Annotated in this window: 26 protein-coding genes; 24 read left to right on the top strand and 2 right to left on the bottom strand. The window is 39.4% G+C overall.

What is annotated here, in order from left to right:
* Window positions 1-111 precede the first annotated feature (111 nt).
* From IWB18_RS04310 to IWB18_RS04295, 4 genes are read left to right on the top strand one after another with little or no spacing between them, the layout of a single operon-like run.
* On the top strand, window positions 112-1,053 hold the full coding sequence (locus tag IWB18_RS04310; protein WP_195682378.1) for a DnaJ C-terminal domain-containing protein: 942 nt from the start codon (window positions 112-114) through the stop codon (window positions 1,051-1,053).
* Between the two features lie 17 nt (window positions 1,054-1,070).
* Window positions 1,071-3,659: an ATP-dependent chaperone ClpB gene (clpB, locus tag IWB18_RS04305; RefSeq protein ID WP_195682377.1), complete on the top strand. Its 2,589-nt coding sequence runs from the start codon at window positions 1,071-1,073 to the stop codon at window positions 3,657-3,659.
* A 24-nt stretch (window positions 3,660-3,683) separates the two neighbouring features.
* Window positions 3,684-4,643: a magnesium/cobalt transporter CorA gene (gene corA / locus IWB18_RS04300; RefSeq protein WP_195682376.1), complete on the top strand. Its 960-nt coding sequence runs from the start codon at window positions 3,684-3,686 to the stop codon at window positions 4,641-4,643.
* A gap of 16 nt (window positions 4,644-4,659) precedes the next feature.
* On the top strand, window positions 4,660-4,986 hold the full coding sequence (locus tag IWB18_RS04295) for a DUF190 domain-containing protein (RefSeq protein ID WP_195682375.1): 327 nt from the start codon (window positions 4,660-4,662) through the stop codon (window positions 4,984-4,986).
* Window positions 4,987-5,021: 35 nt separating this feature from the next.
* On the opposite strand, the gene IWB18_RS04290 is transcribed toward IWB18_RS04295, so the two are convergent.
* Window positions 5,022-5,417 (bottom strand): ArsR/SmtB family transcription factor, encoded by a 396-nt coding sequence (locus IWB18_RS04290; RefSeq protein WP_195682374.1) that lies wholly within the window; start codon window positions 5,415-5,417, stop codon window positions 5,022-5,024.
* Between the two features lie 272 nt (window positions 5,418-5,689).
* Between IWB18_RS04290 and IWB18_RS04285 the strand changes: the two genes are divergently transcribed.
* From IWB18_RS04285 to IWB18_RS04275, 3 genes are read left to right on the top strand one after another with little or no spacing between them, the layout of a single operon-like run.
* Window positions 5,690-7,135: an NAD(P)/FAD-dependent oxidoreductase gene (locus tag IWB18_RS04285; RefSeq protein WP_195682373.1), complete on the top strand. Its 1,446-nt coding sequence runs from the start codon at window positions 5,690-5,692 to the stop codon at window positions 7,133-7,135.
* Entirely contained in the window at window positions 7,135-8,388 is a 1,254-nt protein-coding gene (locus tag IWB18_RS04280) for an NAD(P)/FAD-dependent oxidoreductase (protein ID WP_195682372.1), read from the top strand. The genes IWB18_RS04285 and IWB18_RS04280 overlap by 1 nt, the downstream gene beginning before the upstream one ends.
* Window positions 8,388-8,747: a DUF1667 domain-containing protein gene (locus IWB18_RS04275; protein ID WP_195682371.1), complete on the top strand. Its 360-nt coding sequence runs from the start codon at window positions 8,388-8,390 to the stop codon at window positions 8,745-8,747. The genes IWB18_RS04280 and IWB18_RS04275 overlap by 1 nt, the downstream gene beginning before the upstream one ends.
* Before the next feature lie 64 nt (window positions 8,748-8,811).
* Here the strand turns inward: IWB18_RS04275 and IWB18_RS04270 are convergent, their stop codons facing one another.
* Window positions 8,812-9,909 (bottom strand): HD-GYP domain-containing protein, encoded by a 1,098-nt coding sequence (locus IWB18_RS04270; protein WP_195682370.1) that lies wholly within the window; start codon window positions 9,907-9,909, stop codon window positions 8,812-8,814.
* 145 nt (window positions 9,910-10,054) lie between these two features.
* On the opposite strand from IWB18_RS04270, the gene IWB18_RS04265 reads away from it, so the two are divergent.
* The 17 genes from IWB18_RS04265 (at window position 10,055) to IWB18_RS04185 (ending at window position 22,974) form a co-directional block, all read left to right on the top strand.
* Window positions 10,055-10,504, top strand: coding sequence for a chemotaxis protein CheW (locus tag IWB18_RS04265; RefSeq protein ID WP_195682369.1), 450 nt, complete (start codon window positions 10,055-10,057; stop codon window positions 10,502-10,504).
* A 32-nt stretch (window positions 10,505-10,536) separates the two neighbouring features.
* Window positions 10,537-11,022 carry a chemotaxis protein CheD gene (locus IWB18_RS04260; RefSeq protein WP_195682368.1) on the top strand — a complete coding sequence of 162 codons (486 nt, stop codon included), beginning with the start codon at window positions 10,537-10,539 and terminating at the stop codon, window positions 11,020-11,022.
* A gap of 14 nt (window positions 11,023-11,036) precedes the next feature.
* Window positions 11,037-12,095 carry a protein-glutamate methylesterase/protein-glutamine glutaminase gene (locus tag IWB18_RS04255; protein WP_195682367.1) on the top strand — a complete coding sequence of 353 codons (1,059 nt, stop codon included), beginning with the start codon at window positions 11,037-11,039 and terminating at the stop codon, window positions 12,093-12,095.
* Window positions 12,085-12,849 carry a CheR family methyltransferase gene (locus IWB18_RS04250; RefSeq protein ID WP_207740750.1) on the top strand — a complete coding sequence of 255 codons (765 nt, stop codon included), beginning with the start codon at window positions 12,085-12,087 and terminating at the stop codon, window positions 12,847-12,849. Before IWB18_RS04255 ends, IWB18_RS04250 begins: the two co-directional genes overlap by 11 nt.
* 15 nt (window positions 12,850-12,864) lie before the next feature.
* The gene (locus IWB18_RS04245) at window positions 12,865-14,904 is read left to right on the top strand and encodes a chemotaxis protein CheA (protein ID WP_195682365.1); all 2,040 of its coding nucleotides are present in this window, start codon (window positions 12,865-12,867) and stop codon (window positions 14,902-14,904) included.
* The gene (locus IWB18_RS04240) at window positions 14,897-15,496 is read left to right on the top strand and encodes a chemotaxis protein CheC (protein WP_207740745.1); all 600 of its coding nucleotides are present in this window, start codon (window positions 14,897-14,899) and stop codon (window positions 15,494-15,496) included. The genes IWB18_RS04245 and IWB18_RS04240 overlap by 8 nt, the downstream gene beginning before the upstream one ends.
* A gap of 19 nt (window positions 15,497-15,515) precedes the next feature.
* Window positions 15,516-15,878 carry a response regulator gene (locus IWB18_RS04235; RefSeq protein ID WP_195682363.1) on the top strand — a complete coding sequence of 121 codons (363 nt, stop codon included), beginning with the start codon at window positions 15,516-15,518 and terminating at the stop codon, window positions 15,876-15,878.
* A 12-nt stretch (window positions 15,879-15,890) separates the two neighbouring features.
* Window positions 15,891-16,283, top strand: a complete 393-nt coding sequence (locus IWB18_RS04230; RefSeq protein WP_195682362.1) for a chemotaxis protein CheW — start codon at window positions 15,891-15,893, stop codon at window positions 16,281-16,283.
* 14 nt (window positions 16,284-16,297) lie between these two features.
* Window positions 16,298-17,296, top strand: coding sequence for a flagellar motor switch protein FliM (fliM, locus tag IWB18_RS04225; protein ID WP_195682361.1), 999 nt, complete (start codon window positions 16,298-16,300; stop codon window positions 17,294-17,296).
* The gene (gene fliY / locus IWB18_RS04220; protein WP_195682360.1) at window positions 17,293-18,390 is read left to right on the top strand and encodes a flagellar motor switch phosphatase FliY; all 1,098 of its coding nucleotides are present in this window, start codon (window positions 17,293-17,295) and stop codon (window positions 18,388-18,390) included. The genes fliM and fliY overlap by 4 nt, the downstream gene beginning before the upstream one ends.
* A gap of 143 nt (window positions 18,391-18,533) precedes the next feature.
* Window positions 18,534-18,824 (top strand): flagellar biosynthesis anti-sigma factor FlgM, encoded by a 291-nt coding sequence (gene flgM / locus IWB18_RS04215; RefSeq protein WP_195682359.1) that lies wholly within the window; start codon window positions 18,534-18,536, stop codon window positions 18,822-18,824.
* Window positions 18,821-19,192, top strand: coding sequence for a flagellar export chaperone FlgN (locus IWB18_RS04210; RefSeq protein ID WP_195682358.1), 372 nt, complete (start codon window positions 18,821-18,823; stop codon window positions 19,190-19,192). Before flgM ends, IWB18_RS04210 begins: the two co-directional genes overlap by 4 nt.
* Window positions 19,193-19,204: 12 nt before the next feature.
* On the top strand, window positions 19,205-20,737 hold the full coding sequence (flgK, locus tag IWB18_RS04205; protein ID WP_195682357.1) for a flagellar hook-associated protein FlgK: 1,533 nt from the start codon (window positions 19,205-19,207) through the stop codon (window positions 20,735-20,737).
* 10 nt (window positions 20,738-20,747) lie between these two features.
* The gene (gene flgL, locus IWB18_RS04200) at window positions 20,748-21,659 is read left to right on the top strand and encodes a flagellar hook-associated protein FlgL (protein WP_195682356.1); all 912 of its coding nucleotides are present in this window, start codon (window positions 20,748-20,750) and stop codon (window positions 21,657-21,659) included.
* Window positions 21,660-21,668: 9 nt separating this feature from the next.
* Window positions 21,669-22,136, top strand: a complete 468-nt coding sequence (fliW, locus tag IWB18_RS04195; protein WP_195682355.1) for a flagellar assembly protein FliW — start codon at window positions 21,669-21,671, stop codon at window positions 22,134-22,136.
* Complete coding sequence (csrA, locus tag IWB18_RS04190; RefSeq protein ID WP_195682354.1) at window positions 22,108-22,332, top strand: carbon storage regulator CsrA; 225 nt, start codon at window positions 22,108-22,110, stop codon at window positions 22,330-22,332. The genes fliW and csrA overlap by 29 nt, the downstream gene beginning before the upstream one ends.
* A gap of 264 nt (window positions 22,333-22,596) precedes the next feature.
* Entirely contained in the window at window positions 22,597-22,974 is a 378-nt protein-coding gene (locus tag IWB18_RS04185; protein WP_207740743.1) for a flagellar protein FlaG, read from the top strand.
* Window positions 22,975-22,977: the final 3 nt, after the last annotated feature.

The raw sequence follows: 22,977 nt of genomic DNA, 5'->3' as shown, positions 1-22,977 counted from the left end.
TTAATGACTTATCCACAGGGTATTTATAATGTAAGGTAAAAACGACATAGATTTTACAACATAATCAGGTGATACGATGCCTGATTTTTGTGTATCGGAAAGGAGTTCCAAATGAAATATAAGGATTATTACGAAATTCTGGGAGTGAAAAAAGATTCAACATCCGAAGAGATTAAAAGAGCATACAGAAAACTTGCAAAAAAATACCATCCTGACACCAACCCGGGAGACAAAAAAAGTGAAGAAAAATTCAAAGATATAAACGAAGCATACGAAGTCTTGGGTGACAAGGAAAAGAGAGAGAAATACGATGCATTCGGAAGTTCCCAGCAGTTCGCTAATGGTTCGGATTTTGATCCGTCCCAATTCGGTTTTGATAGAAGAGGCGGAACTTATACCTACACTTCTACAGGTTCGGATGGAGGATTCAGTGATTTCTTCAACGCTTTTTTCGGTGGGGGAATGGGTGATGACTTTGATGTGGAAAATCTTTTCGGCGGAAGAAGAAGTCAAAGGGCATACAGTCAGGGAATTCGCGGTAACGACCTTGAAACTGAGATATCGATTGATTTGAATGAAGCGTTTCATGGAGGGACAAAAAAAGTAACTTTCGATAAAAATGGAAAAAAGCTGAGTCTTAATATAAAAATTCCAAAGGGGATAAAAAACGAAGAAAAAATTCGCTTGACGGGTCAAGGCGGAGTGGGCAGAAACGGTGGAAAAAATGGAGATCTTTATCTGAAGGTCAATATCAAGCAAGATAGAGACATAGAACTTGCAGGACTCGATCTCTATAAGAAGATAGATCTGTTGCCTTGGGAAGCGCTGTTTGGTATAAAAAAAGAAGTCGAAATATTTGGAGAGAGATTATCGGTAAAAATTCCTGCCGGAATTCAAACGGACAAGAGCATCAGGCTCACGGGCAAGGGATACACGGACAGAAAGGGAAACCGGGGTGATCTGTATATAAAGATGAGGATAGTAAATCCTGTAAATATAACTCCAAAAATTAAGGAATTATACGAAGAATTGAAAAACAACTATCAAAATTGACAAAGGAGGAATCAGTGATGAATTATGAAAAATTTACTCAAAAGGCTCAACAAGCCATCGCTTTGTCACAGGAATACGCCATTAGATTCAATAACCAGGAAATTGAACCCGAACACTTGAACTACAGCCTTTCCAAGCAGGAAGACGGATTGATACCAAAGTTATTGGGATATATGGGCGTTGATGTCGCTCTCTATATAAAAGACCTGGAAGACATACTCGAAAAAAATCCCAAAGTATACGGAGATGCAGGAAACAGTTATTTGTCAAGAAGGCTTAATCAGGTATTGGTGGTCTCATCCGATGAAGCCGCAAGATTTAAAGACGAGTATACAAGCGTAGAACATCTGTACATAGCCCTGCTCAAAGAAAAGAAATCAGCAGCGGACAGAGTTTTTAAAAATCATGGAATTACCGTAGAAAAATTTATGGAGGCACTGAGTAAAGTTAGAAGCGGCCAGAGGGTGGTTTCGCAAAATCTGGAAGACACTTACGAGGCTTTACAGCGTTTTGGCAGAGATCTTGTTGATTCGGCTAGACAGGGAAGGTTGGATCCTGTTATCGGAAGAGACTCGGAAATAAGAAGGGTTGTAAGGATTTTATCTAGAAGGACTAAAAACAACCCTGTTTTGATCGGGGAGCCTGGAGTAGGAAAGACAGCGGTAGTAGAGGGTTTGGCGCAGAGAATTCTGAAAGGTGATGTGCCGGAAGGACTTAAGGATAAAACCGTTTTTGCCCTTGACATGGGATCTTTGATAGCCGGTGCCAAATTCAGAGGAGAATTTGAAGAAAGACTCAAAGTAGTTTTGGACGAAGTTCAAAAATCAAAGGGCAAGATCATTCTGTTCATTGATGAATTACATACCATAGTGGGGGCGGGAAAAGCCGAGGGAGCAATGGATGCAGGAAATATTCTAAAACCCATGCTGGCGAGGGGAGAACTCCATTGTATCGGAGCGACTACATTAAATGAATACAGACAGTACATCGAGAAAGATGCTGCTCTGGAAAGAAGATTTCAACCTGTCATGGTGGATCAACCTACAGTCGAAGACACCATATCCATATTGAGAGGATTGAAAGAAAAATTTGAAATACACCACGGTGTCAGAATTACAGACAATGCACTAATAGCATGTGCTGTTTTGTCAAATAGATATATCACAGACAGGTTTCTTCCGGACAAAGCAATAGATTTGATGGATGAAGCGGCGGCAATGATCAGGACTGAAATAGACAGCATGCCTGCCGAACTTGATGAACTCAGCCGAAAAATCATGCAGCTGGAGATAGAAAAGCAGGCATTAAAAAAGGAAACCGACAAAGCTTCCAAGGATAGACTGGAAAATATAGAGAGAGAAATATCTGTTTTAAGAGAGAAAAGCGATGGCATGATGGCACAATGGGAACTTGAGAAGCAAAGCATAAAAGGTGAAAAGGATATTAAACTTGAGATCGAAAATGTGAACCGGCAGATTGAAGAAGCCGAAAGAAATTATGATCTGGAAAAATTGGCTCAACTCAAGCATGGTAAATTGCCGGAACTGATCAAAGAATTGGAAAGATCAAAGGAACCTGTGGAGCGAAAATTGTTGAAAGAAGAAGTTACAGACGAAGAGATCGCCCAAATTGTTTCAAGATGGACAGGTGTTCCAGTCGCCAAGCTTATGGAACAGGAGAAAGAAAAGTTGTTGCATCTGTCGGACATTCTTCATGAGAGGGTCATTGGTCAGGATGAAGCGGTAGAAGCAGTAAGCGATGCAGTAATAAGGGCGCGTTCGGGACTTAAGGATTTGGACAAACCAATTGGTTCTTTCATATTCCTGGGACCTACAGGAGTCGGGAAGACCGAGTTGGCTAAATCACTTGCTGAAGCTTTGTTTGACAATGAGGACAACATGATCAGGATCGATATGTCCGAATATATGGAGAAACATTCCGTTTCCAGGTTGATTGGTGCTCCCCCCGGATATGTTGGATATGAAGAGGGTGGACAATTGACGGAAAGTGTAAGAAGAAAACCCTATAGTGTAATTTTGTTTGACGAGATAGAGAAGGCTCATCCGGATGTTTTCAACGTACTTTTGCAATTGTTGGATGACGGCAGACTTACGGACAGTCAGGGAAGAACTGTCAATTTCAAAAATACGGTCGTAATAATGACTTCAAATATTGGAAGCAATTTTCTTCTTGAGGGAATTGGAGATGACGGTGAAATAACGGAGAATGCTCGCAAGCTGGTGATGAATGAGATGAACCGTAGTTTCAAGCCTGAATTTTTAAATAGGATCGATGACATAGTAACATTCAAGCCGCTCAAAAAATCTGAGATAGTCAGAATCATCGACTTGGCACTTGCAGATGTAGGGAAAAGACTGGAAGACAGGAACATTTCGCTGGAATGCGAAGATGAGGCAAAACTGCTGATAGCAGAAAAATCCTATTCCAATGTATACGGCGCAAGACCAGTGAAACGTTTTATTCAAAAAAATGTAGAAACAGTGCTGGGCAAAATGATCATTGCTGGAACGCTGGTTGAAAATATGACTGTTAAGATTGGAGCAGTGGATGGTGAATTGAATTTTTATGTTGAAGACAACGTGTGAGAAATAAGTTCAGGGGTGATTTGGATGATCAAAATAATTGCGTTGACCAATAATGACGAACTCATATCGGTTAAAACCATTGAGGAAATAAATGAAGATGAGTTGAAGTGGTTTTGGGTGGATTTTGAGAAACCAAATGAAATGGAAATTGCTTATCTTTATGATTATTTCAATTTTCACCCCTTGGCAATTGAGGATTGCCTGCAGTGGATGCAGAGACCAAAAGTTGATTTCTACGACGGATATAGTTTTTTTGTACTCCATGCGATTCAAAGGGAAACTCTTGTTCATATGGAAATAAACCTGTTTTTGGGAAACAAATATATAGTGACATTTCATCAAGATCCCAATTTGCCAGAATTCATTGAAGCTTCCAAAAATCTACTGGAAAGCGGTATCGATCTATGGGAGGAAGGAAACACATATGTAGCATACTTGATCATGGATTTGATAGTGGATGGATACTTTCCAGGTGTTTTTAATATCGAAGACAAGTTAAAAGAATACGATGATATAATGAATATGAGTTATGATAAGGATCAAATCAAAACACTGTACAAGACACGATCAGATTTGATGAAAGTGGGAAGAACGGTAACTTCCACCAGAGATTTGATTTACAGGATACTAAATACCACCCATACAAACAGATTCATGGGCGGCAAGGCGTATTTTGCGGATATTTACGACCATCTTTTGAAAATTTCAGAGATAATCGATGCAAATAGAGAAATTGCCTCCGAAATAAGGGATAGCATGATATCATTAAATACAAACAAGATGAACAGCGTGATGACGTTGTTGACTGTGATAACCACCATATTTATTCCGCTGACTTTCATAGCTGGAATATATGGAATGAATTTTAAAAACATGCCGGAAATCGATCATCCATACGGATATTTCATCGTATTGGGAATAATGATTTTGATAGGATTTCTCATGTACAGATGGTTCAAGAAAAAAGGATGGTTTGATTTTTAAAAAAGGGGGGATCGATTTGAGATCCGACACAAATGGCAGCATGTTAAAGATTTTTATTGGAGAGTCTGAAATGTATAGTCACGATACCCTGTACCATGCCATTATCATGAAACTAAAGGAACATGGTGTGGGAGGTGCTACCACATTGAGAGGGATTGAAGGGTTTGGTGAAAACAACAGGAGAGGCAAAAAACCTTTTGATGCCTTATCTGGGGATATGCCCATTGTCATCGAGGTCATTGAAGATACCGAGAAGATAAACGAAGTTATAGAAGTTATAAAACCTATGGTAAAAGAAGGGATGATCGCCGTCATCAAAAACGTCAGGATCATTAAGCCATAATAAAGTTGAAGAGGACTGGCCTGGGTTTCGGACAATCAGTCTTCTTCAAAAATACGAAATAATTCTTTGTTCAATTCCTGAGTGTTGCTTCGAATATCCACACAGGTGAATTTGCTTTCTCTATATGCCTTGAGCCTGGATACGTCGTTTGTAAACTCTTCACTGGCGAATCTGTTTTTCAAGTAATTTACAAGGAGCTCGTTCTCGCTTTTAAATTTGTCGTTAAGACCATAAAATATCCATTGAGCTTTTTTTTGGGATTTGATAATACCGGCATTTTTAAGTCTTGTAAGATGTCTTGAGACATTCGATTGATTAAGGTCGAGTATGGCTTCCAACTCGCATACGCAGAGTTTGTCGTCCAGCAATAAATTCATTATTCGAAGGCGGTTTTCATCACCCAGTGCTTTTATTATTTCTACAAGATCCATTTTTTCACCTCTATATGATTATACAATCATATAGTATCACTTTTTTGCTGATTTCACAATGTTGTAAAAATATATGAAAAAGCTTGCAGTTTGTTTCAGTTGATGTTATAATTCAAGCAAATGAATAAATCGAGCCAGTGTTAAAAGTGTAGGCCGTACAGACAATTGTTGAGGACAATTGTTTGTTGCGGTCTTTTTGTATTCAAATTTTTCTTGGCGATTTATGGTACAAAATCAGATTAAAGGATAAATATAAAACGAGGAGTGATAGCATGTACGATGTTTCCATTATAGGAGCGGGCGTAGTCGGATGCGCCATAGCCAGAGAATTGGCAAAATATGATATCAAGGTTTGTGTCGTAGAAAAAGACGGAGATGTAAGCAATGGTACCAGCAAGGCAAACAGCGGGATCGTTCACGGTGGGTATGACTCAGCACCAAATACCTTAAAGGCAAAATTGTGTGTCAAAGGAAATGAAATGTTCAAACAGCTTGATAACGAATTGAAATTTGGGTTCAAAAAGTGTGGGTCATATGTGTTGGGGTTTGATGAAAATGACCACAAGGAGATACTTAAACTGTACGAAAAAGGAACTGAAAACAAAGTCAGGAATATTTCAGTAGTAGAAAAAGAGTTTATATTGGCCAATGAACCCAATGTCAACCCTGACGTGCATTCAGCTCTTTTCTGCGGAAGCGCAGGCATAATATCGCCATTCGAATTCACCATAGCACTGGCCGAAAATGCTGCAGATAATGGCGTTGAATTTATTTTGGAGACACCGGTTACCGGCATTGAAAAAACTGAAGAGGGTTATAAGATAAAAAGCAACGACAAAGAGATATTGACTAAATATGTTATAAACTCGGCGGGCTTGTTTAGCGACAAGATAGCTAAGATGGCGGGTATGAACAATTTTGAAATAACCCCGAGAAAAGGCGAATACCTGTTGTTTGACAAGGAAATTGGTTCGATGGCAAAATCGGTATTGTTCCAAACACCCAAGGAGGGATCCAAGGGGATCTTGGTCACACCCACGATCCATGGGAATCTGATGGTTGGACCAAATGCCACATACGTAGACGACAAGGAAGACTTGGATACGACAAAATCCGGTTTGGCCGAAGTGGGCGAAAATGCAAAGAAGACCATGCCGGAATTGGATATGAGCAAAATAATCACTCAATATGCAGGCTTGAGATCATCTATGGAAAGTTATGATTTTATAATTGAAGAAACGGAAAAAGGCTTTGTAAACCTGATAGGAATAGATTCACCAGGTCTTACTTCATCTCCGGCAATAGCACTGTATGTTAAAGATATTTTGTTGGATTCAGGGATGGAATTAAAAGAAAAAGTCAATTTTATTTCCCACAGGACTCCATATATCAGAATGGATAGGATGTCCAACGAAGAAATCAACGAATTGATCGAGCAGGACAAGTCATTTGGGAAAATAGTTTGCAGATGCGAAAGTATATCCGAGGGTGAGATATTGGATGTTCTTAGAAGATCCATACCGGTAAATTCAGTTGATGGAATTAAGAGAAGAGCCAGAGTGACATCCGGCAGATGCCAAGGTGGATTCTGCACACCAAGAGTCATGGAAATAATGAGTAGGGAGCTTAAAATGGACATGTTGGATATCAACAAGGGAAACAAAGGTTCTTATATATTGGCAGATAAAACTAAGACCCCCAAAGGAGGTAAGATGTAATGACATATGATTTGATAGTTGTAGGCGGAGGGCCTGCCGGATTGGCAGCGGCACTGAAAGCGAGCGAAGAAGGTCTTGAAAATATTTTGATCATTGAGCGTGATTACATGCTGGGCGGAATCTTGAATCAATGCATACACAACGGTTTTGGTTTGCATAAATTCAAAGAAGAACTTACAGGTCCGGAGTACAGCCAAAAATACATAGAAAAATTGAAAGATAGTTCCATCGAAGTAATTACCGAAACAATGGTCATGAAAGTTACAGAAGACAGAGAAGTGCATGTACTGAATGAAAAGGACGGGTTCAGAGTTCTCAAAGCAAAAAGCATAATTCTGGCAATGGGATGCAGAGAAAGAACCAGGGGCGCCATCAATATAGCAGGGGGCAGACCGGCTGGAGTGTTTACGGCAGGAACTGCTCAAAGGTTTATTAATTTGGAGGGCTATTTACCGGGTAAGGAAGTCGTAATCCTAGGTTCTGGTGATATTGGTCTGATAATGGCCAGAAGAATGACATTAGAAGGTGCAAAAGTTAAAGGTGTCTTCGAATTGATGCCTTATTCAAACGGTTTGACAAGAAATATCGTTCAATGTCTGGAAGATTATGATATACCATTGAAACTGAGCCATACGATTCTATCTGTTCACGGAAAAGAAAGGCTTGAGGGAGTAACTGTGGCAAAAGTCGACGAAAACCTCAAACCAATCGAAGGAACCCAGGAATATATCAAATGCGACACCTTGCTTCTGTCGGTGGGACTTATTCCTGAAAACGAGCTTTCAAATGTTTGCGGTATAGAGATGGACAGGAGGACCAAGGGACCAATAGTAACTGAAAGCAGAGAAACGACCAAATCCGGGATTTTCGCTTGCGGAAACGTATTGCACGTACATGATCTGGTGGACTATGTTTCCGAAGAAGCAGAGATAGCGGCAAAGGGAGCCATGGAATATATCAAGAATGGAAAATCTGAAAGTGGATATACGCTCACCAAAGCTGGACAAGGTATCACTTATGTTGTGCCTCAAAAGATTAAAAAATGTGAATCAGAGGACAAAATCAAAATGTATATGCGCGTAGACAAAGTGTACAGCGATGCAAAAATCAAGGTATACAGCAATGGAAATGAAATATTTTCTAAATCATTTGAAAGATTGATGCCTGGTGAAATGGCGAGTCTTAACTTGAATATGAAAAATATACAGGAATGCGATACTGAAGAAATCGTGTTTGAAGTGGAGGTTCTATGATGGCTGAAGAAAAAAAATTCACATGTGTGGTATGTCCAATCGGATGTACAGTATCAATAAAAGAAGAACAGGGTAAATATTCGGTTAAAGGCAACAGATGTAAAAGAGGTGAAGCGTACGCAGTAGGAGAGCTAACGGATCCAAGGCGGGTCATAACTTCCACGGTAAGAGTCAAAGGTGGAATGGAACCGGTGACTTCCGTGAAAACAGATTCGGGAGTGCCGAAAAAAGACATATTCAACGTTATTGATGCCATTGACAAAGTTGAAATAAGCGCACCGTGCAAAATCGGAGACGTCATAATAGAAAACATATGCGGTTCAGGTGCAAACCTTGTAGTTACCAGAGAATGTAATTGAAAAATAAAACCTGCTTCACACTGGAAAAGAACTTTAAGTTCGATCCGCGTGGGAGGCAGGTTTTTTAATTTCCGGCGAGATGCTTTATTACAACGTTCATATGGTCCATCAAATCCAGTTTTTTAAAACTAATTGTTTCTTCATCTTCAATGACAACATCGACGACAGGTCTTAGAACGTATTCGGGATTGAGTTCCTTGATTATTGCTCTTTGCCTGTTGCTCAATTCCACCATTGTACCAATGGGGTAAGGAACTATGCGCCTTATAAATGATTTCACTATACTTAAATCAAAATCTTGACCGCAGGATCCCATCAAAAGCTCAATAGCCTCGTTGGGAGACATGGCTTCTCTGTACGGTCGGTTTGAAGTCAAAGCGTCATAAACGTCACAAACGGAAACGACCTTGGCGTAAGGAGATATACGGTTGCTTGAAAGCTTGTTTGGGTATCCGGAGCCGTTTGATTTTTCATGATGTTCAAGAATTATTGATAAAGCAATATGGTTGATCTGGAGGTTGGACTTAAGATAATCATAGCCCAGGTATGGATGTTTTTGTATGGCTTCCATTTCCGATTCCGTCAATTTTCCAGGTTTTAACAGAATTTCTTTGGGGATGAAAACTTTTCCAAAATCGTGCAAAAGTGCTCCGATTGCCATAGACTCCAAAACTTTTCTGTCATAGTTCAATTCTATTCCCAGCACGATTGATAGTACGGCAACATTTACACAGTGTTGATAAGTGTAATCGTCCATTGTCTTGATGTCCACAAGGTTAATTATCAAATCATCCTGAGATAAAATGTTGTCTACGAATTCCTTGGCAATATATGTGATTTTGCTTATGGCAGAATCGATCTTGTTGTTTTTTTTGTTTTTGTATTTTGAACTTGATTTTACCACCCGATGGATATCGGTAAAATTGTTTTTGAGAGTCTGTATGGCCTTTTGCCTCAGGTCAGGGCTTATTACATCCTCGATTATTTCCTTGCTGTATTCATCGTGTATGTATAGCGAGTGAACTCCGTTGCTGACTGCACGATCAAGTAGTTTCTTGTTTAAAGGATGCCCTTCCCTTAAAAGAGGTATTCCGCTGCCGTTGTAAAGAGTCTTGGCTAATAGGCTGCCTTCCTTGATTGAGTTGACTGGTACCAAGCGCATAGAATCAATTCCTTTCAGAGAATTACTAGACCATTATATATAATAATGTAAGATAAATTCAATAAAATTTTAAAATATTATTAAACTAATGGGAAAATGGTCGATATATAAAATATCAAAAATATTTTTGGGAGGGTAACTTGAAATGAAACAAGTGATCATATTTACCAACTGCAACCAAAATTTCGCCCTTGAAATATCTAAAATTGAGAGGATAATCGAATACAACTGTCCTAAGAAAGTTCCTGAAACCTCGGATTATTTAATTGGTGTCATCAAGTACAACGATAAAGTGCTGCCGATAATAGATTTAAACATGCGTCTTTATTCAGATCCGGCCGGCAATGATGAAAAATCAAAAATCATAGTGATCCAGTGGAATAATACTTTGATCGGACTTGTTGTAGATGAAATAATAGGGATCAGAACGGTGGAGGATAATACTTTTGAGAACGCAGACCTTGGAGAAGGCAGCATATCCAAAGAATATATCCAAGGATTCATAAAAATCGATGAGGATATAATCATACTTTTGGAAACGGACAACCTCTTTGATTTTGTTCAAAGCAAAGAACTTCTGACCGTGGAACAATAAGAATTAATAAATCAAAGTTTGGTGGTTTATGAATGGAAAATCAGATAAAGGTCGGTATTGCCGATTATAAAATTACAACTGATCCGAACAGCTTGATAACATTGGGGCTGGGGTCGTGTGTAGGCATAGCGATCTATGACAGAAACAGAAGAATTGGAGGACTCAGTCACATTATGCTGCCTGACAGCACCGCCTTCAAAAGTGGGGTTAAACCGGAAAAATTCGCAGATTTGGCAATTCCACTGATGATAAAGGAAATGAATGGAGGTACGCTAAAAACGCGAAATCTAGTTGCCAAGATAGCGGGAGGTGCGAGTATGTTCAATTTTCCAGACAAGAAAATGACTTCCGAAATAGGTAAAAGAAATGTAGAGTCGGTGGAAAAAATCCTAAGTGAACTTGATATACCAATATTAGGCAGTCACACTGGAGGAAACATAGGTCGTACCATGATAGTTGATTTGTCAAATTTCAAAGTTGATATAAAGACAGCCAGTAAAAGTATCGTAGTGCTGTAAATGGAGGGATTTCATTGTCTATAAGACTCATGGTTGTGGACGATTCAGCCTTTATGAGAAAGATCGTGTCAGATGCGGCAGCGCAAATCCAAGGGATAGAAGTAGTTGGAATAGCCAGAAACGGACAGGATGCTATTGATTCAATGTCAAGGTTGAAACCGGATATCGTAACGATGGACATAGAGATGCCGAAGATGGACGGCATACAGGCTTTAAAAATTTTAAAAAGAGATTACCCGAAAGTACATGTAATTATGCTAAGTGCCTACTCAAAAACGGGAAGCCAAGTGACCATGGAAGCACTTGAATTGGGAGCCTTGGATTTTATTGAAAAATCTTCAGAGGCGAGCAAGTCTTCAATTGAAGACTTGAAAAATCAGTTGGAATCAAAGTTGGTAGTTGCAAAGGTACTGTCTTCTAAGTTGGAGGAAAGAAACGAAACGACCGAAAAGATATCGGGAATTCCAAACAAAAACATCGATGCCAAATATTCAAACGTAGAGGCCATAGCCATAGGAGCATCGACAGGCGGACCAAAAGTATTGTTTGACATAATTAGAAAACTGCCGGGAAATTTAAACATGCCGGTACTCATAGTTCAGCATATGCCAAAAGGATTCACTGCATCATTTGCGGAAAGGTTGGACAATGAATGTTCTTTAAAAGTTGTGGAAGCTAAACAAAATATGGAATTGAGAGCGGGAACTGTATACGTGGCACCAGGAGATTTCCATATGACTATCGAGGGGAACATAGTAAAATTGGATCAACGCCCAAAACTTCACGGAGTCAGACCTGCAGTGGACTATATGTTTGAAACGGCTGCGAAAAAATACAAAGAGAAATTGCTGGCAATCATTCTTACCGGAATGGGCAAGGATGGTGCGGCGGGAATGACGCTTGTAAAGGATCTGGGTGGGCACACCATGGCACAGGACAGGGCAAGCTGCGTGGTATACGGAATGCCTGGATATGCAGAATCCTCCGGTGTAGTAGATGTGATAATGACTCCAGCACAAATGACAGAAAAAATAATTAGGATATCGGAGAGAAAAAATGGAACTGGAATTTGATTTTTTTAAGAATTGGGTCAGGGAACGATTGAAAGTAGATCTGAATGCTTACAAGGAAAAGCAGTTGCATAGAAGAATCGGAACAGTGATGAAAAGCGCCGGGGCAAAAAATCTTCGAGAATACGCTGATATGATCAAGGCAGATGAAAACACGAGAAGGGTGTTTTTGGATTATATAACCATAAACGTTACAGAATTCTACAGAAATAAAGATATTTTTGACGAATTTGAAGAGGTGATCAAAAGCAATCTGGCACCCAAATTCGGATCATTAAAAATATGGAGTGCAGCTTGTTCCGTTGGGGCTGAGCCATACTCAGTTGCTCTGATCATGGAAAGAAACCAACTGAAGAACAATAAAATAATTGCAACCGACATCGACGACACCATACTTGAAAAAGCCAGGGTGGGTGCATACAAAGAAAATGAAATAAAAAATATTGCCAAGGAAGAGTTGAAGGAGTATTTTTCTAAGGATGGAAACGAATATCGTTTGGCTGAAAATATAAAGAGGATGGTCCATTTTAAAAAGCATGATTTGCTTCTAGACACTTATGAAAAAAACTTTCATGCCGTGATCTGCCGGAATGTTACCATATATTTTAAAAATGAAGCAAAAAATCAGATATACAAAAAAATCAGCAGCTCATTGGAAAAAGGCGGTGTTTTTTTTACAGGAGCTACTGAGAGCATATACAATCCCAACGAGTTTGGGTTTAAAAAAATATCGACTTTTTTGTACGAAAAAGTTTAATTGGAGGTCATTATTATGGACGATATACAAAAGTACAGGGATTTGTTTTTTGAAGAGACTGACGAATATTTACAAAGCTTGAATGATAATTTGCTTCAACTTGAAAAAGATACCGACAGTCCTGGAATAATAGACGAAATCTTCAGATCAGCGCACACTTTGAAAGGAATGGCCGCAACCATGGGCTATACCACAATGGCGGAACTGACACATAGCATGGAAAACGTATTGGAATTGTTTAGAAGCGGCAAGGTGAAAGTAACCAGCAACACGGTGACTGTGATATTCAAATGTTTGGACAAGCTGTCTGAAATAGTAGAAGATCTCCGTTCCGAGCACTATCCTGATTATGATATTAAAAGCTTGTTGTATGAATTGGATGCACTGGCCGATCCGAAAATGGCTGCCAAAGATGAGGTTGATTCAAAACCAGCGTTGGGAAAAAGTGATGAAATCAGCGATATGGATGCAGACATAATACGATCAGCGTTGGAAAAAGGATATAACGCTTTTTCCATAGCAGTAAAGGTAGTGGAAAATTGCATGCTAAAAGGTGCCAGAGCATATCTGGTCGTAAACAAGCTTGAAGCTCAAGGGGATATTCTGCAGACAAATCCCGGGGTGGAAGATCTGGAAGAGGGGAATTTTGACAGGGTTTTCAAAATGATTTTTCTTACTAAAGAGACAAAAGAGAATGTTCGGGAAATGATAGAAAATGTTTCTGAGGTAGAAGAAGTGTCGATAGATGAAATTACCGAAGAAGCTCTTCCTGATCATTACATAATGACAGAGGATGCTGAAGTTGCAGAAGATGGAAACAATGCGAACAAAAACAGCAAAGAAATTTTGGATCAAAAGAAAAATCAGAATTTGAGATCTGAAGAAAAAGCAACAACGATCCCAACGGCAACTCAATCCATCAGGGTGGATCTAAGTAGGTTGGACAATTTCATGAATCTTGTTTCAGAACTTGTGATTTACAGAACAAGGCTGGAAGAACTAAGCTCCAAACAAAAATCAACTGAGATCGATGAGCCGTTGGAGCAGGTGGCCCGAATAACGTCCGATCTTCAGGACTTGGTTTTGAAGATCAGGATGCAACCGGTTAATGTGGTTTTCAACAGATTTCCTCGCATGATAAGGGATCTTTCCCAGGAGTTGAATAAGGAAATTGATTTGATTATCAAGGGAGAAGAGACTGAGCTTGATCGAACTGTAGTTTCGGAGTTGGGAGAGCCTTTGGTGCATTTGATGAGAAATGCGGCAGACCATGGGATAGAGTCGATCGCCGAACGTGTTGCCAAAGGAAAAGAACCAAAGGGAACCATACGTCTTGAGGCTTATCAAGAAGGCAACAAGGTCGTAATTAAAGTCAGTGACGATGGAAAAGGATTAAATCCGGAAACGATCAGGGAGAGTGCGGTAAAAAAAGGTATCCCGGCAGAAGATCTGGATAAAAATGAATTAATACAATTGATTTTCAATCAAGGATTTTCTACAAATCAGGAAGTCACGAATATTTCCGGAAGAGGTGTGGGGATGGATGTGGTTCGCCAAAAAATTTCTTCTTTGGGCGGAAGCATCGAAGTCATGAGTGAAGTGGACAAAGGTACTCAATTTGTAATCAAATTGCCTTTGACCCTTTCGATCATCCAAGCTCTCATGGTGCATGTGGGGACGGAGACATTTGCACTTCCTCTGGGAATAATTGAAAAAGTGGTGAATGCAAAACCGGGGGATATCAAAGAATCACATAATGAAGAAGTTTATGTATACAGGGAAAAAGTCATTCCTGTGGTCAGGGTCAACGAAAAATTGGGAATTGAATCCCGGGAAGAGAACCAGCATATAATACTTGTCATGATCGGCGGGAAACATTACGGTCTTTTGGTGGATGACCTGATAGGTCAGCAGGAGATAGTAATCAAAAAGCTCAGTGGAAGCCTCGGTAACATGAAAGAGTATTTGGGGGCGACAATTTTGGGCAATGGAGACATAACTCTGATTTTAGATGTTGGGAATCTCTGCAGCGGAAAGGGGGAGAATTTTGAATAAAAACGAATACTCTCCTATTCAACTGGATGTTTTGAAAGAACTGGCAAATGTTGGTGGAGGAAATGCCGCAACATCAATATCTCAGTTGGTGAACAAATTTATAAACATGACCGTTCCCACAATAGATATTTTGAACTACACCGAAGTCTTTCGAAATATTATGCCTGAAGACGAGATGGTAGTTGCAGTAAGTCTAAGAATGATCGGTGCAGGCAACGGAAATTTCCTCTTTGTCTGCACCAGCGAAAATGCAGAGCGGTTGGTTGAAATGATGCTGCCCCAAGGAATGGAATTGAACGAGGAAATAGAATATTCGGCCCTTAGCGAGTTGGTGAATATTGTAGTCACTTCTTATCTGAATGCAATTTCAAAAATGTTGGATATAAATTTGGTATCTTCAGTACCTGCACTGGCGGTCGACATGTTTGGGGCCATTTTAAGTAGTGCGTACATGGAAAGTGAACAATTTGACGAAAATGTCATGATAATCAAAAATGAATTCTTATACGAAGGAGAAAAAGTGGATTCGGCTTTGTATTTCATACCGAGACCCGGAGTATTGAGTAATTTATTTAAATTAATAGGAGTTTAATCTGAAGGGAGAAACTATAATGGCAAAAAGAGTAATGATAGTGGATGATGCGATTTTCATGAGGATGAAGTTGAAGGATATTTTGGAGAAAAATGGATATGAGGTGGTGGCCGAGGCTCAAAATGGAGCGGAGGCAATTGAAAAGTATAAAACTGACAAACCTGAGATAGTGACAATGGATATAACCATGCCGGAAATGGACGGTATAGCGGCACTAAAAGGAATCAAACAAATCGATCCAGGAGCCAAGGTGATTATGTGCAGTGCAATGGGTCAACAGGCTATGGTCATGGAAGCCATACAATCCGGAGCTGTAGATTTCATAGTTAAACCATTCGAGACCGACAGGGTACTGGATTCTCTCGGAAAAGCAAGTAAGTAGAGAGGTGAAAAAATGCAGATAATAGTATTCACACTAGGGGAGAAATACTACGCGGTTAACTCTGAAAAAGTTGAAGAAATAAGCAAAATGATCGATTCTACATTCGTGCCTAATGCGCCGGCGTGGATACAAGGTCTTATAAATCTCAGAGGGAACGTGGTTTCTCTGGTAAATTTGTCCAAGCTTTTGCAACAGGAAGATGATCAGTGTTATAATAACATAATAATCACCAACGGGCAGGAAGAAAAAATAGGTATAATGGTCAATGAGGTGAAAGAAGTTCTGAAAATCGAAGAGGAAGAAATTGAAAAGGTGTCAGTCGATACCATGAATGGTGTGACCGGAATAATACAAATCGACGGTCAATTGGTCAACTACATCGATTTGGACCTTATAATTCAGTAAAATGAGGGGATAAATTGAAACAGGTACTGTCGCAACAAGAAATAGACTCTTTGTTGAATGCTCTTAATACAGGAGAGATAAATCCTGAGGAGATCAAGGAAGAAGAGGAAAAGAACAAGGTCAGAGCCTACGATTTCAGAAGGCCCATAAAGCTGTCGAAAGAATATATAAATACGCTTTATATGATATTTGAGAACTTTGCGAAAATATCTTCGAATGTTTTGTCCAACCAGGTTCGGACCAATATCAACCTTACCTTGGGGGCGGTTGAACAAATAAGCTTTGACGAATTTGTTCATTCCATACCAAATCCCACGATCATGGGAATATTTCATTCGGCGCCTTTAAGTGGGAATCAGATACTGGAAATCAATCCTCAGTTTGCCATACAAGTTATAGAACTATTGTGCGGCGGTGCTGAATCCAAAGAAAAAAAGGGCTTTAAGAAGGATAAATTCACTGATATAGAACTGGGAATAATCGAAGACATTGTGGTCAACATTCTAAAGGGTTTTAAATCAGCCTGGAATGAAATTTTGGAGTTGGATCCTGTTTTGGACAGTCTGGACACCAATCCTCAGTTGGTTCAAACCATGTCGCCTAACGAACCGGTTGTTTTAATAAGTTTTGGAGTTGAGATTTTTGGTCAAAAAAGCTTTATAAACATATGCATTCCATACGTTTCATTTGAAAATATTACTGACAAGCTGAGTATCAGAAGCTGGTTTGACATGGGTAAAACCTATGATGACAGCAAATACAAAGAACAAATCAGTGAAAGACTGGTGAGTACGGAAGTGAATCTTACGGTTGAAATGGGTAAAACCATATTGACCGTTGACGATTTTCTTCACTTGGAGCCTGGAGATATAGTTCAGTTGGATATGAGAACCGACAAACCAATGAAAATGTACGTAGAAGATAAAGTGCATTACCTGGTGCAGCCGGGGCTTCACAAGGATAAACTGGCAGTACAGGTTTTACAATATGTGGAAGAGGATGTTGAAATATGAAAGAAAATTTTTTGTCGCAGGCTGAAGTGGATGCCTTGTTGAAAAAGAGAAACGCTGCAGACGAAACCGGACTCAAGGATTCTGACAAAGACGTAATTGGAGAAGTCGGCAACATAACCATGTCTACTGCTGCAACCACCCTATCCTCTATTATCAATCACAGGGTTTCCATTACGACCCCCAGGGTAAGTTATATACCATTTGAAGAGATCATCGACGATTGTGAGATCCCAAAAGTCGTCTCCAGGATCGAATTCAAGGAAGGTCTTATCGGAAACAACCTTTTAATGATGAACGTAAGGGATTCGGCAATAATTGCGGATTTGATGATGGGAGGAGATGGATCGAATGCCAATTCGGAATTGACAGAATTGGAGCTTAGTGCGGTTGCCGAGGCTATGAATCAGATGATAGGATCCGCATCAACTTCGATGGCTCAGATGCTCGGAAAGAACATCGACATTCTTCCACCTGATGTAAGCGTTTGGGACAAGAAAGAGACTGTCGATTACAAGAAGTTCATCAAGGAAGATTACATTTGTAAAATATCTTTCCATCTATCGGTGGAGGGTTTGATAGAAAGCGATATAATGCAGCTGTACACCTTGGATACGGTCAAGGAGATCGTTGACATAATGATGGGAGATGTTTCTTCAGAGCGCAACGACTCTGCCGCCTCGGTAGATACGAAACAAACTGCTGCAGTTGACTCAATAAGGGAAGCGGAGATGCAGGGCGAAAGCAAAACGGTTAATGAGATTCCAATTCAACCTGGTTTGCAAATAGAAAAGCCTGTCTTTGCAAACCTTGAAGACACCTCCGAGTCAAATCAAAACAGGAATCTTGATTTGATCATGGATGTACCCTTGGAGTTCAGTGTGGTTTTGGGCAAGACTAAAAAAACCATTCAGGATATCTTGGCTTTGGGTACAGGATCCGTAGTTGAGTTGAACAAGTTGGCTGATGAACCTTTAGAAGTATACGTTAACGGAAAACTGATCGCCCATGGTGAAGTTGTGGTGATAAATGAGAATTTTGGCATCAGGATCACTCAAATCCTAAGCAGAGAGCAGAGAGTTAAAGGACTTAAATAAATATCCGTCTTGAAAGATGTTGATTTTATCAGCATCTTTTTTATAAAATGCTAAATTATACCGGTATTTTTGATTTGAAGTATTAACAAAAACAATAAACCTACGATAATATTAATAAAGGATAATAAAATGAGGTGAATTCCATGAAAATAGACAAATTTCACAGTAATTACGTTAACAATCTCTATAAAACTAATGACGAAAGAAAGAAAGGTCATGTGGAGGGGCCTACAACTGCAAAATCCACTGTTGAAATTTCTTCCCAGGCAAAGGATCTTGTTAAAAAAATCAATGAGTCTGAAGATGCTAACTTTTCTGAAAAAGTGGAATCCATACGAAGATCCATACAAGAGGGCGCTTATCTGGCAAATTCAGAAAAAATAGCGGATAAAATTTTGGAGAAGATCGATTCTGAGAGGCTGGACAAAAAATGAGCAGAATAAAAGATCTGGTGGAAATATTGCAGGAGTTGCTTAAAATATTAAGAGAAGAAAAACAGATTCTGATAAAAAACGATGCATTGACCTTGGTTTCAATCGTGGAAAGAAAAAATATTCTGATGGATCATCTTGAGAAATTTCAAAATCTGGAATTCGAGCCTACTGACGAAATGAGAAAATTGGTTGCTCAAATCGACTCTTGCCAGGAGACTAATCAAATGCTGACATTTCAAGCTTTGAGTTACCAGGAAGAAATATTTAAAGCGTTGTCCAAAAATAATACTTCAAAATTCAACACATACTCATCTAAGGGTTATCTGAACAACCAAAGAGATGTATCAATACTGGATCAATCAGTTTAAAGGCGGGATAAGATGGCAGGTTTATTTAATACATTTAATACATCGGTTAAAGGTTTGAATGCACAACAAACTGCATTGCACACCACGAGCCATAATATATCAAATGCAAATACAGAGGGGTTTTCCAGACAAAGAGTGGACATGAAGGCTGATTTGGCCTTTGACTATGCCGGTGTAGGACAACTGGGTACTGGCGTTAAGCTTGAAGGCGTCTTTAGGATGGTAGATGAATTTGTCGATTATCAAATTAGAAATGAAAACAGTACACTCAACGAATATATGGCAAAAAATGATGTTATGAGCCAGATAGAAATGGTATTTAACGAGCCTTCAGATACCGGATTGAATTTTGCTATGGGAGAAATGTTCAATTCCTGGCAGGAATTGAGCAAGAATCCGGAAAGTCTGAACGCAAAAAGCATAGTCGCAGAGAAATCAAAAACTTTTGCCGATACTTTGAATCATATGGCGATGCAAATCGAAGATTTGAAAGAAGATACGGTTTCAAATATAAGTAAAAATGTTTACGACGTAAACTCACTGATTACCCAGATAAATACAGTCAATGAACAGATATTCAACGTAAGTGTCAAGGGGCACAGCCCGAATGACTTGCTGGATACGAGAGATTTGTTGATGAAAGATCTTTCTGATTTGACAGGGTTTACCGAAACCTTTGACAAATGGGGTAGAGTTTCAATAGAAGTTGATGGCCAGTCATTGACAGAAGCACCCGTAAACTTGAAGCTGAGTTCGATAAGCGATATATCGTACGATGGCGGCAATGCAACAGTTTTAATTGCCGTAGGCGGAGATACTACAAATATGAAATCATTGACAATAACTTCTATGGAGGCGCAAAATTTTAGAGAAGGAAGCACGGTTTTTTATGATTTGGACAATGATTCGATCCAAGTTGCTAATATGAATTCGGGTGAAATCAGCGGAAATATTCATGCACTAAACGAAATTGACGACAGAATGAATGAACTTGATCTATTTGCCCAGGGAACGGCAACTGTGTTCAACAAGGTTCATAACCCGGACGGTTCGGGAAAAGATTTCTATGTTTTTTCAGGATCCACAGGTGCTTTGAATCTAAAAGTGAATCAAGATATCTTGGACAATGAAGAGCTGGTGGCTACTGGAAAATCTGCAACATCACCTGCAGGTGACGGTTCAAGAGCTTTGGCGATCGCTAATTTAAGAAATACTAAGATCGATTTTAATGACTTATCCACGATATCTTATGATGCGGAAACCATGAAGATTTCTGATGTACCGGGTGGAGTGACTGTGGAAGGCAGTTTTAGAGATGTGGTCATTAAAGTCGGTATATCTACTGAACATGCAGCCAATATGGTGGACAATCAGGAAGCACTTATGGCCCAATTGAACAATAGAAGAGAATCAGTATCTGGTGTGTCCATCGACGAGGAAGTTACAAATCTGATAAAATTCCAAAGAAGCTTTGAGGCTAATTCAAGAGTCATAAGTACGATTTCGGAAATGCTCGATACTTTAATCAACAGGACCGGTGTGTAGGGAGGCAATCATGAGAATAACAAACAATACCTTAACTGGAAATTATCTTAGGAATCTGTCCAGAAATTTAAAACAAATGCAAAAGTATCAGAATCAACTTTCTTCGGGAAAAGAGGTAAGCAGACCATCTGATAATCCAATGTTGGTTTCAAGAGTTATGAATTTGGACAATTCTGTTAGGGAAAATGAACAATTCAAGAAAAATATCGAAGATTCTTTGGGGTGGACGAAGACTGCGGACGGTTCTTTGAGTGAAGTTTCAGCCACATTGCTCAGAGCCAGAGATCTTATTGTATACGGAGCCAATGGAACTTTGTCCGACACGGACAGGTCAGCTTTGATGGATGAAGTAAATATGCTCAACGAACAACTGACACAGTTGCTCAATACAAATTTTGACGGCAGATATATCTTTGGAGGTCAGATGACCACGGAACCGCCGTTTTCCATCGATGTTGACGGCAAAATGATTTATGCAGGAGACAATAATAATATTGCCCGGGAAATTGCTCCCAAGGTAGGGATCACTATAATTAGTGATGGCAGCAGAATAACCCAGACTTCTGGAACTTCTACTGCTGAAAATCAAGACTTGGGAAACTTGATCAAAAATGTTGCGGAAGCCCTTGAAAGCGGTGACCTGGGAAAATTGTCCGGTGAATTATTGGGTGATATGGATGCACATATAGACAATGTGATAAGATTTAGATCAAAAATGGGTGCCGCTTATAATCGTCTGGAAGCTGCATTGGAAAGAAATGATGCAGAGAATTTAAACATGACAGAACTTTTGTCTAAAAGCGAAGATATAGATATAGCGGAAAAAATGATGGAGTACAGCGTCATGTCAACAGTGTATCAAGCATCTCTTTCTGCGGGAGCAAAGATACTCCAGCCAAGTCTGCTGGATTACATAAGGTAGGAGGATCTTATGAAAATTAAAACAAAATTTTTGGGCGAAGTCGATATAAACGATAAACATGTTATTACTTTTCCCGATGGAATTCTGGGTTTTGAGGACAGCAGGAAGTTTGCATTGTTGAATATTCCAGGTAATGAAGAATTCAAAGTGTTGCAGGATATAGATAAAGATTATGTAAGTTTTATCGTAGCGGAACCTTGGGTATTCTACAAGGATTACGAAATAGAAATTCCCGACGAAGAGTTGTTGAAAATCGAAATTAGGGAAAAAGAGCAGCTGGCTGTTGTGGGAATAGTCACATTGGCAGGGGACTTTTATAAGAGCACAATAAACTTGCTGGCGCCCATTGTTATGAATACAGTTTCAAAACTGGGTAAACAACAAGTTCTCAATGATGTTTTATATAGCACCAAGCACCCTTTGTTCGAAAAAAAGGAGGTTGATACCGGTGTTGATACTAAACAGAAAAATCAATGAGAGCATCATAATAGATGACAAAATCGAAATAGTAATTCTTGAAGCCGGAGACGGAAAAATCAAAATCGGTATTGAAGCTCCAAAGAACATTTCGATTTTTAGAAAAGAAGTGTATGAGGAAATTAAGAAAGAAAACGAAGAAGCTGCAAGCATATCTTTAGATAGTTTCAACATACTGACAAAGGCCAAACGCTGATCATCGGCGTTTTTTTATTGGAGAAAACATATGAAAAATATGTCTGAATTTATTTAGATACTATTAAAAATTTAAATTATCATCCGATATTACTATTGTAAAGGTATTTTACCGGGGGAAGGACCCACTCAAGCTTGGCGTGAAACTTCATTCGATTACAAATGTCGTCTTCCTGAGCTTGTCGAAAGATCTTCTTACAGGCCTTTAGTAAATGCAAATGGTGAGCAAATAGTAAAATTTCAAATAAATAAGGATGTGATCACGTTGATACAGATTTCAAGAAGCGGCAATGAAAATCCCAAGCCACTCATAAAAGTTGAAGGTCGTACCCTGGAAAACAACTCAAGTAGAAAGCCAAAAGAAGAACCGCTCGATTTAAGGGATTTTCAACCTGTTGAAAAAAAGAACGACTACACCATAAAAGAACTTGAAGGTGTCGTGGAATCAACGAATAAATTATTGTTTGAACAGCAAAGCACTCACTTCAAATTTGAAATTCACGAAGGAACAGGTCGTGTGATGATAAACCTTGTAGATACGAAGACAGACGAAGTCATAAAGGAAATGCCGCCCGAAAAGATTTTGGATTTGGTAGCCAGCATCTGGGAACTTGTCGGAATATTGGTGGATGAAAGGGGATGATTC

This window comes from Alkalibacter mobilis (assembly GCF_015594845.1).
GTDB classification, from domain to species: Bacteria; Bacillota; Clostridia; order Eubacteriales; family Alkalibacteraceae; genus Alkalibacter; species Alkalibacter mobilis.
The sequence above is the reverse complement of the archived record's forward strand: the minus strand, read 5'-3'. Positions and strand labels throughout refer to the sequence as shown.

What these genes read in the sequence shown, in the direction of transcription:
- IWB18_RS04310 (WP_195682378.1), top strand. Translation starts at nt 112, where the DNA reads ATGAAATATAAGGATTATTACGAAATTCTGGGAGTGAAAAAAGATTCA.
- clpB (WP_195682377.1), top strand. Translation starts at nt 1,071, where the DNA reads ATGAATTATGAAAAATTTACTCAAAAGGCTCAACAAGCCATCGCTTTG.
- corA (WP_195682376.1), top strand. Translation starts at nt 3,684, where the DNA reads ATGATCAAAATAATTGCGTTGACCAATAATGACGAACTCATATCGGTT.
- IWB18_RS04290 (WP_195682374.1), bottom strand. Translation starts at nt 5,417, where the DNA reads ATGGATCTTGTAGAAATAATAAAAGCACTGGGTGATGAAAACCGCCTT.
- IWB18_RS04285 (WP_195682373.1), top strand. Translation starts at nt 5,690, where the DNA reads ATGTACGATGTTTCCATTATAGGAGCGGGCGTAGTCGGATGCGCCATA.
- IWB18_RS04280 (WP_195682372.1), top strand. Translation starts at nt 7,135, where the DNA reads ATGACATATGATTTGATAGTTGTAGGCGGAGGGCCTGCCGGATTGGCA.
- IWB18_RS04275 (WP_195682371.1), top strand. Translation starts at nt 8,388, where the DNA reads ATGGCTGAAGAAAAAAAATTCACATGTGTGGTATGTCCAATCGGATGT.
- IWB18_RS04270 (WP_195682370.1), bottom strand. Translation starts at nt 9,909, where the DNA reads ATGCGCTTGGTACCAGTCAACTCAATCAAGGAAGGCAGCCTATTAGCC.
- IWB18_RS04265 (WP_195682369.1), top strand. Translation starts at nt 10,055, where the DNA reads ATGAAACAAGTGATCATATTTACCAACTGCAACCAAAATTTCGCCCTT.
- IWB18_RS04260 (WP_195682368.1), top strand. Translation starts at nt 10,537, where the DNA reads ATGGAAAATCAGATAAAGGTCGGTATTGCCGATTATAAAATTACAACT.
- IWB18_RS04245 (WP_195682365.1), top strand. Translation starts at nt 12,865, where the DNA reads ATGGACGATATACAAAAGTACAGGGATTTGTTTTTTGAAGAGACTGAC.
- IWB18_RS04235 (WP_195682363.1), top strand. Translation starts at nt 15,516, where the DNA reads ATGGCAAAAAGAGTAATGATAGTGGATGATGCGATTTTCATGAGGATG.
- IWB18_RS04230 (WP_195682362.1), top strand. Translation starts at nt 15,891, where the DNA reads ATGCAGATAATAGTATTCACACTAGGGGAGAAATACTACGCGGTTAAC.
- fliY (WP_195682360.1), top strand. Translation starts at nt 17,293, where the DNA reads ATGAAAGAAAATTTTTTGTCGCAGGCTGAAGTGGATGCCTTGTTGAAA.
- flgM (WP_195682359.1), top strand. Translation starts at nt 18,534, where the DNA reads ATGAAAATAGACAAATTTCACAGTAATTACGTTAACAATCTCTATAAA.
- IWB18_RS04210 (WP_195682358.1), top strand. Translation starts at nt 18,821, where the DNA reads ATGAGCAGAATAAAAGATCTGGTGGAAATATTGCAGGAGTTGCTTAAA.
- flgK (WP_195682357.1), top strand. Translation starts at nt 19,205, where the DNA reads ATGGCAGGTTTATTTAATACATTTAATACATCGGTTAAAGGTTTGAAT.
- flgL (WP_195682356.1), top strand. Translation starts at nt 20,748, where the DNA reads ATGAGAATAACAAACAATACCTTAACTGGAAATTATCTTAGGAATCTG.
- fliW (WP_195682355.1), top strand. Translation starts at nt 21,669, where the DNA reads ATGAAAATTAAAACAAAATTTTTGGGCGAAGTCGATATAAACGATAAA.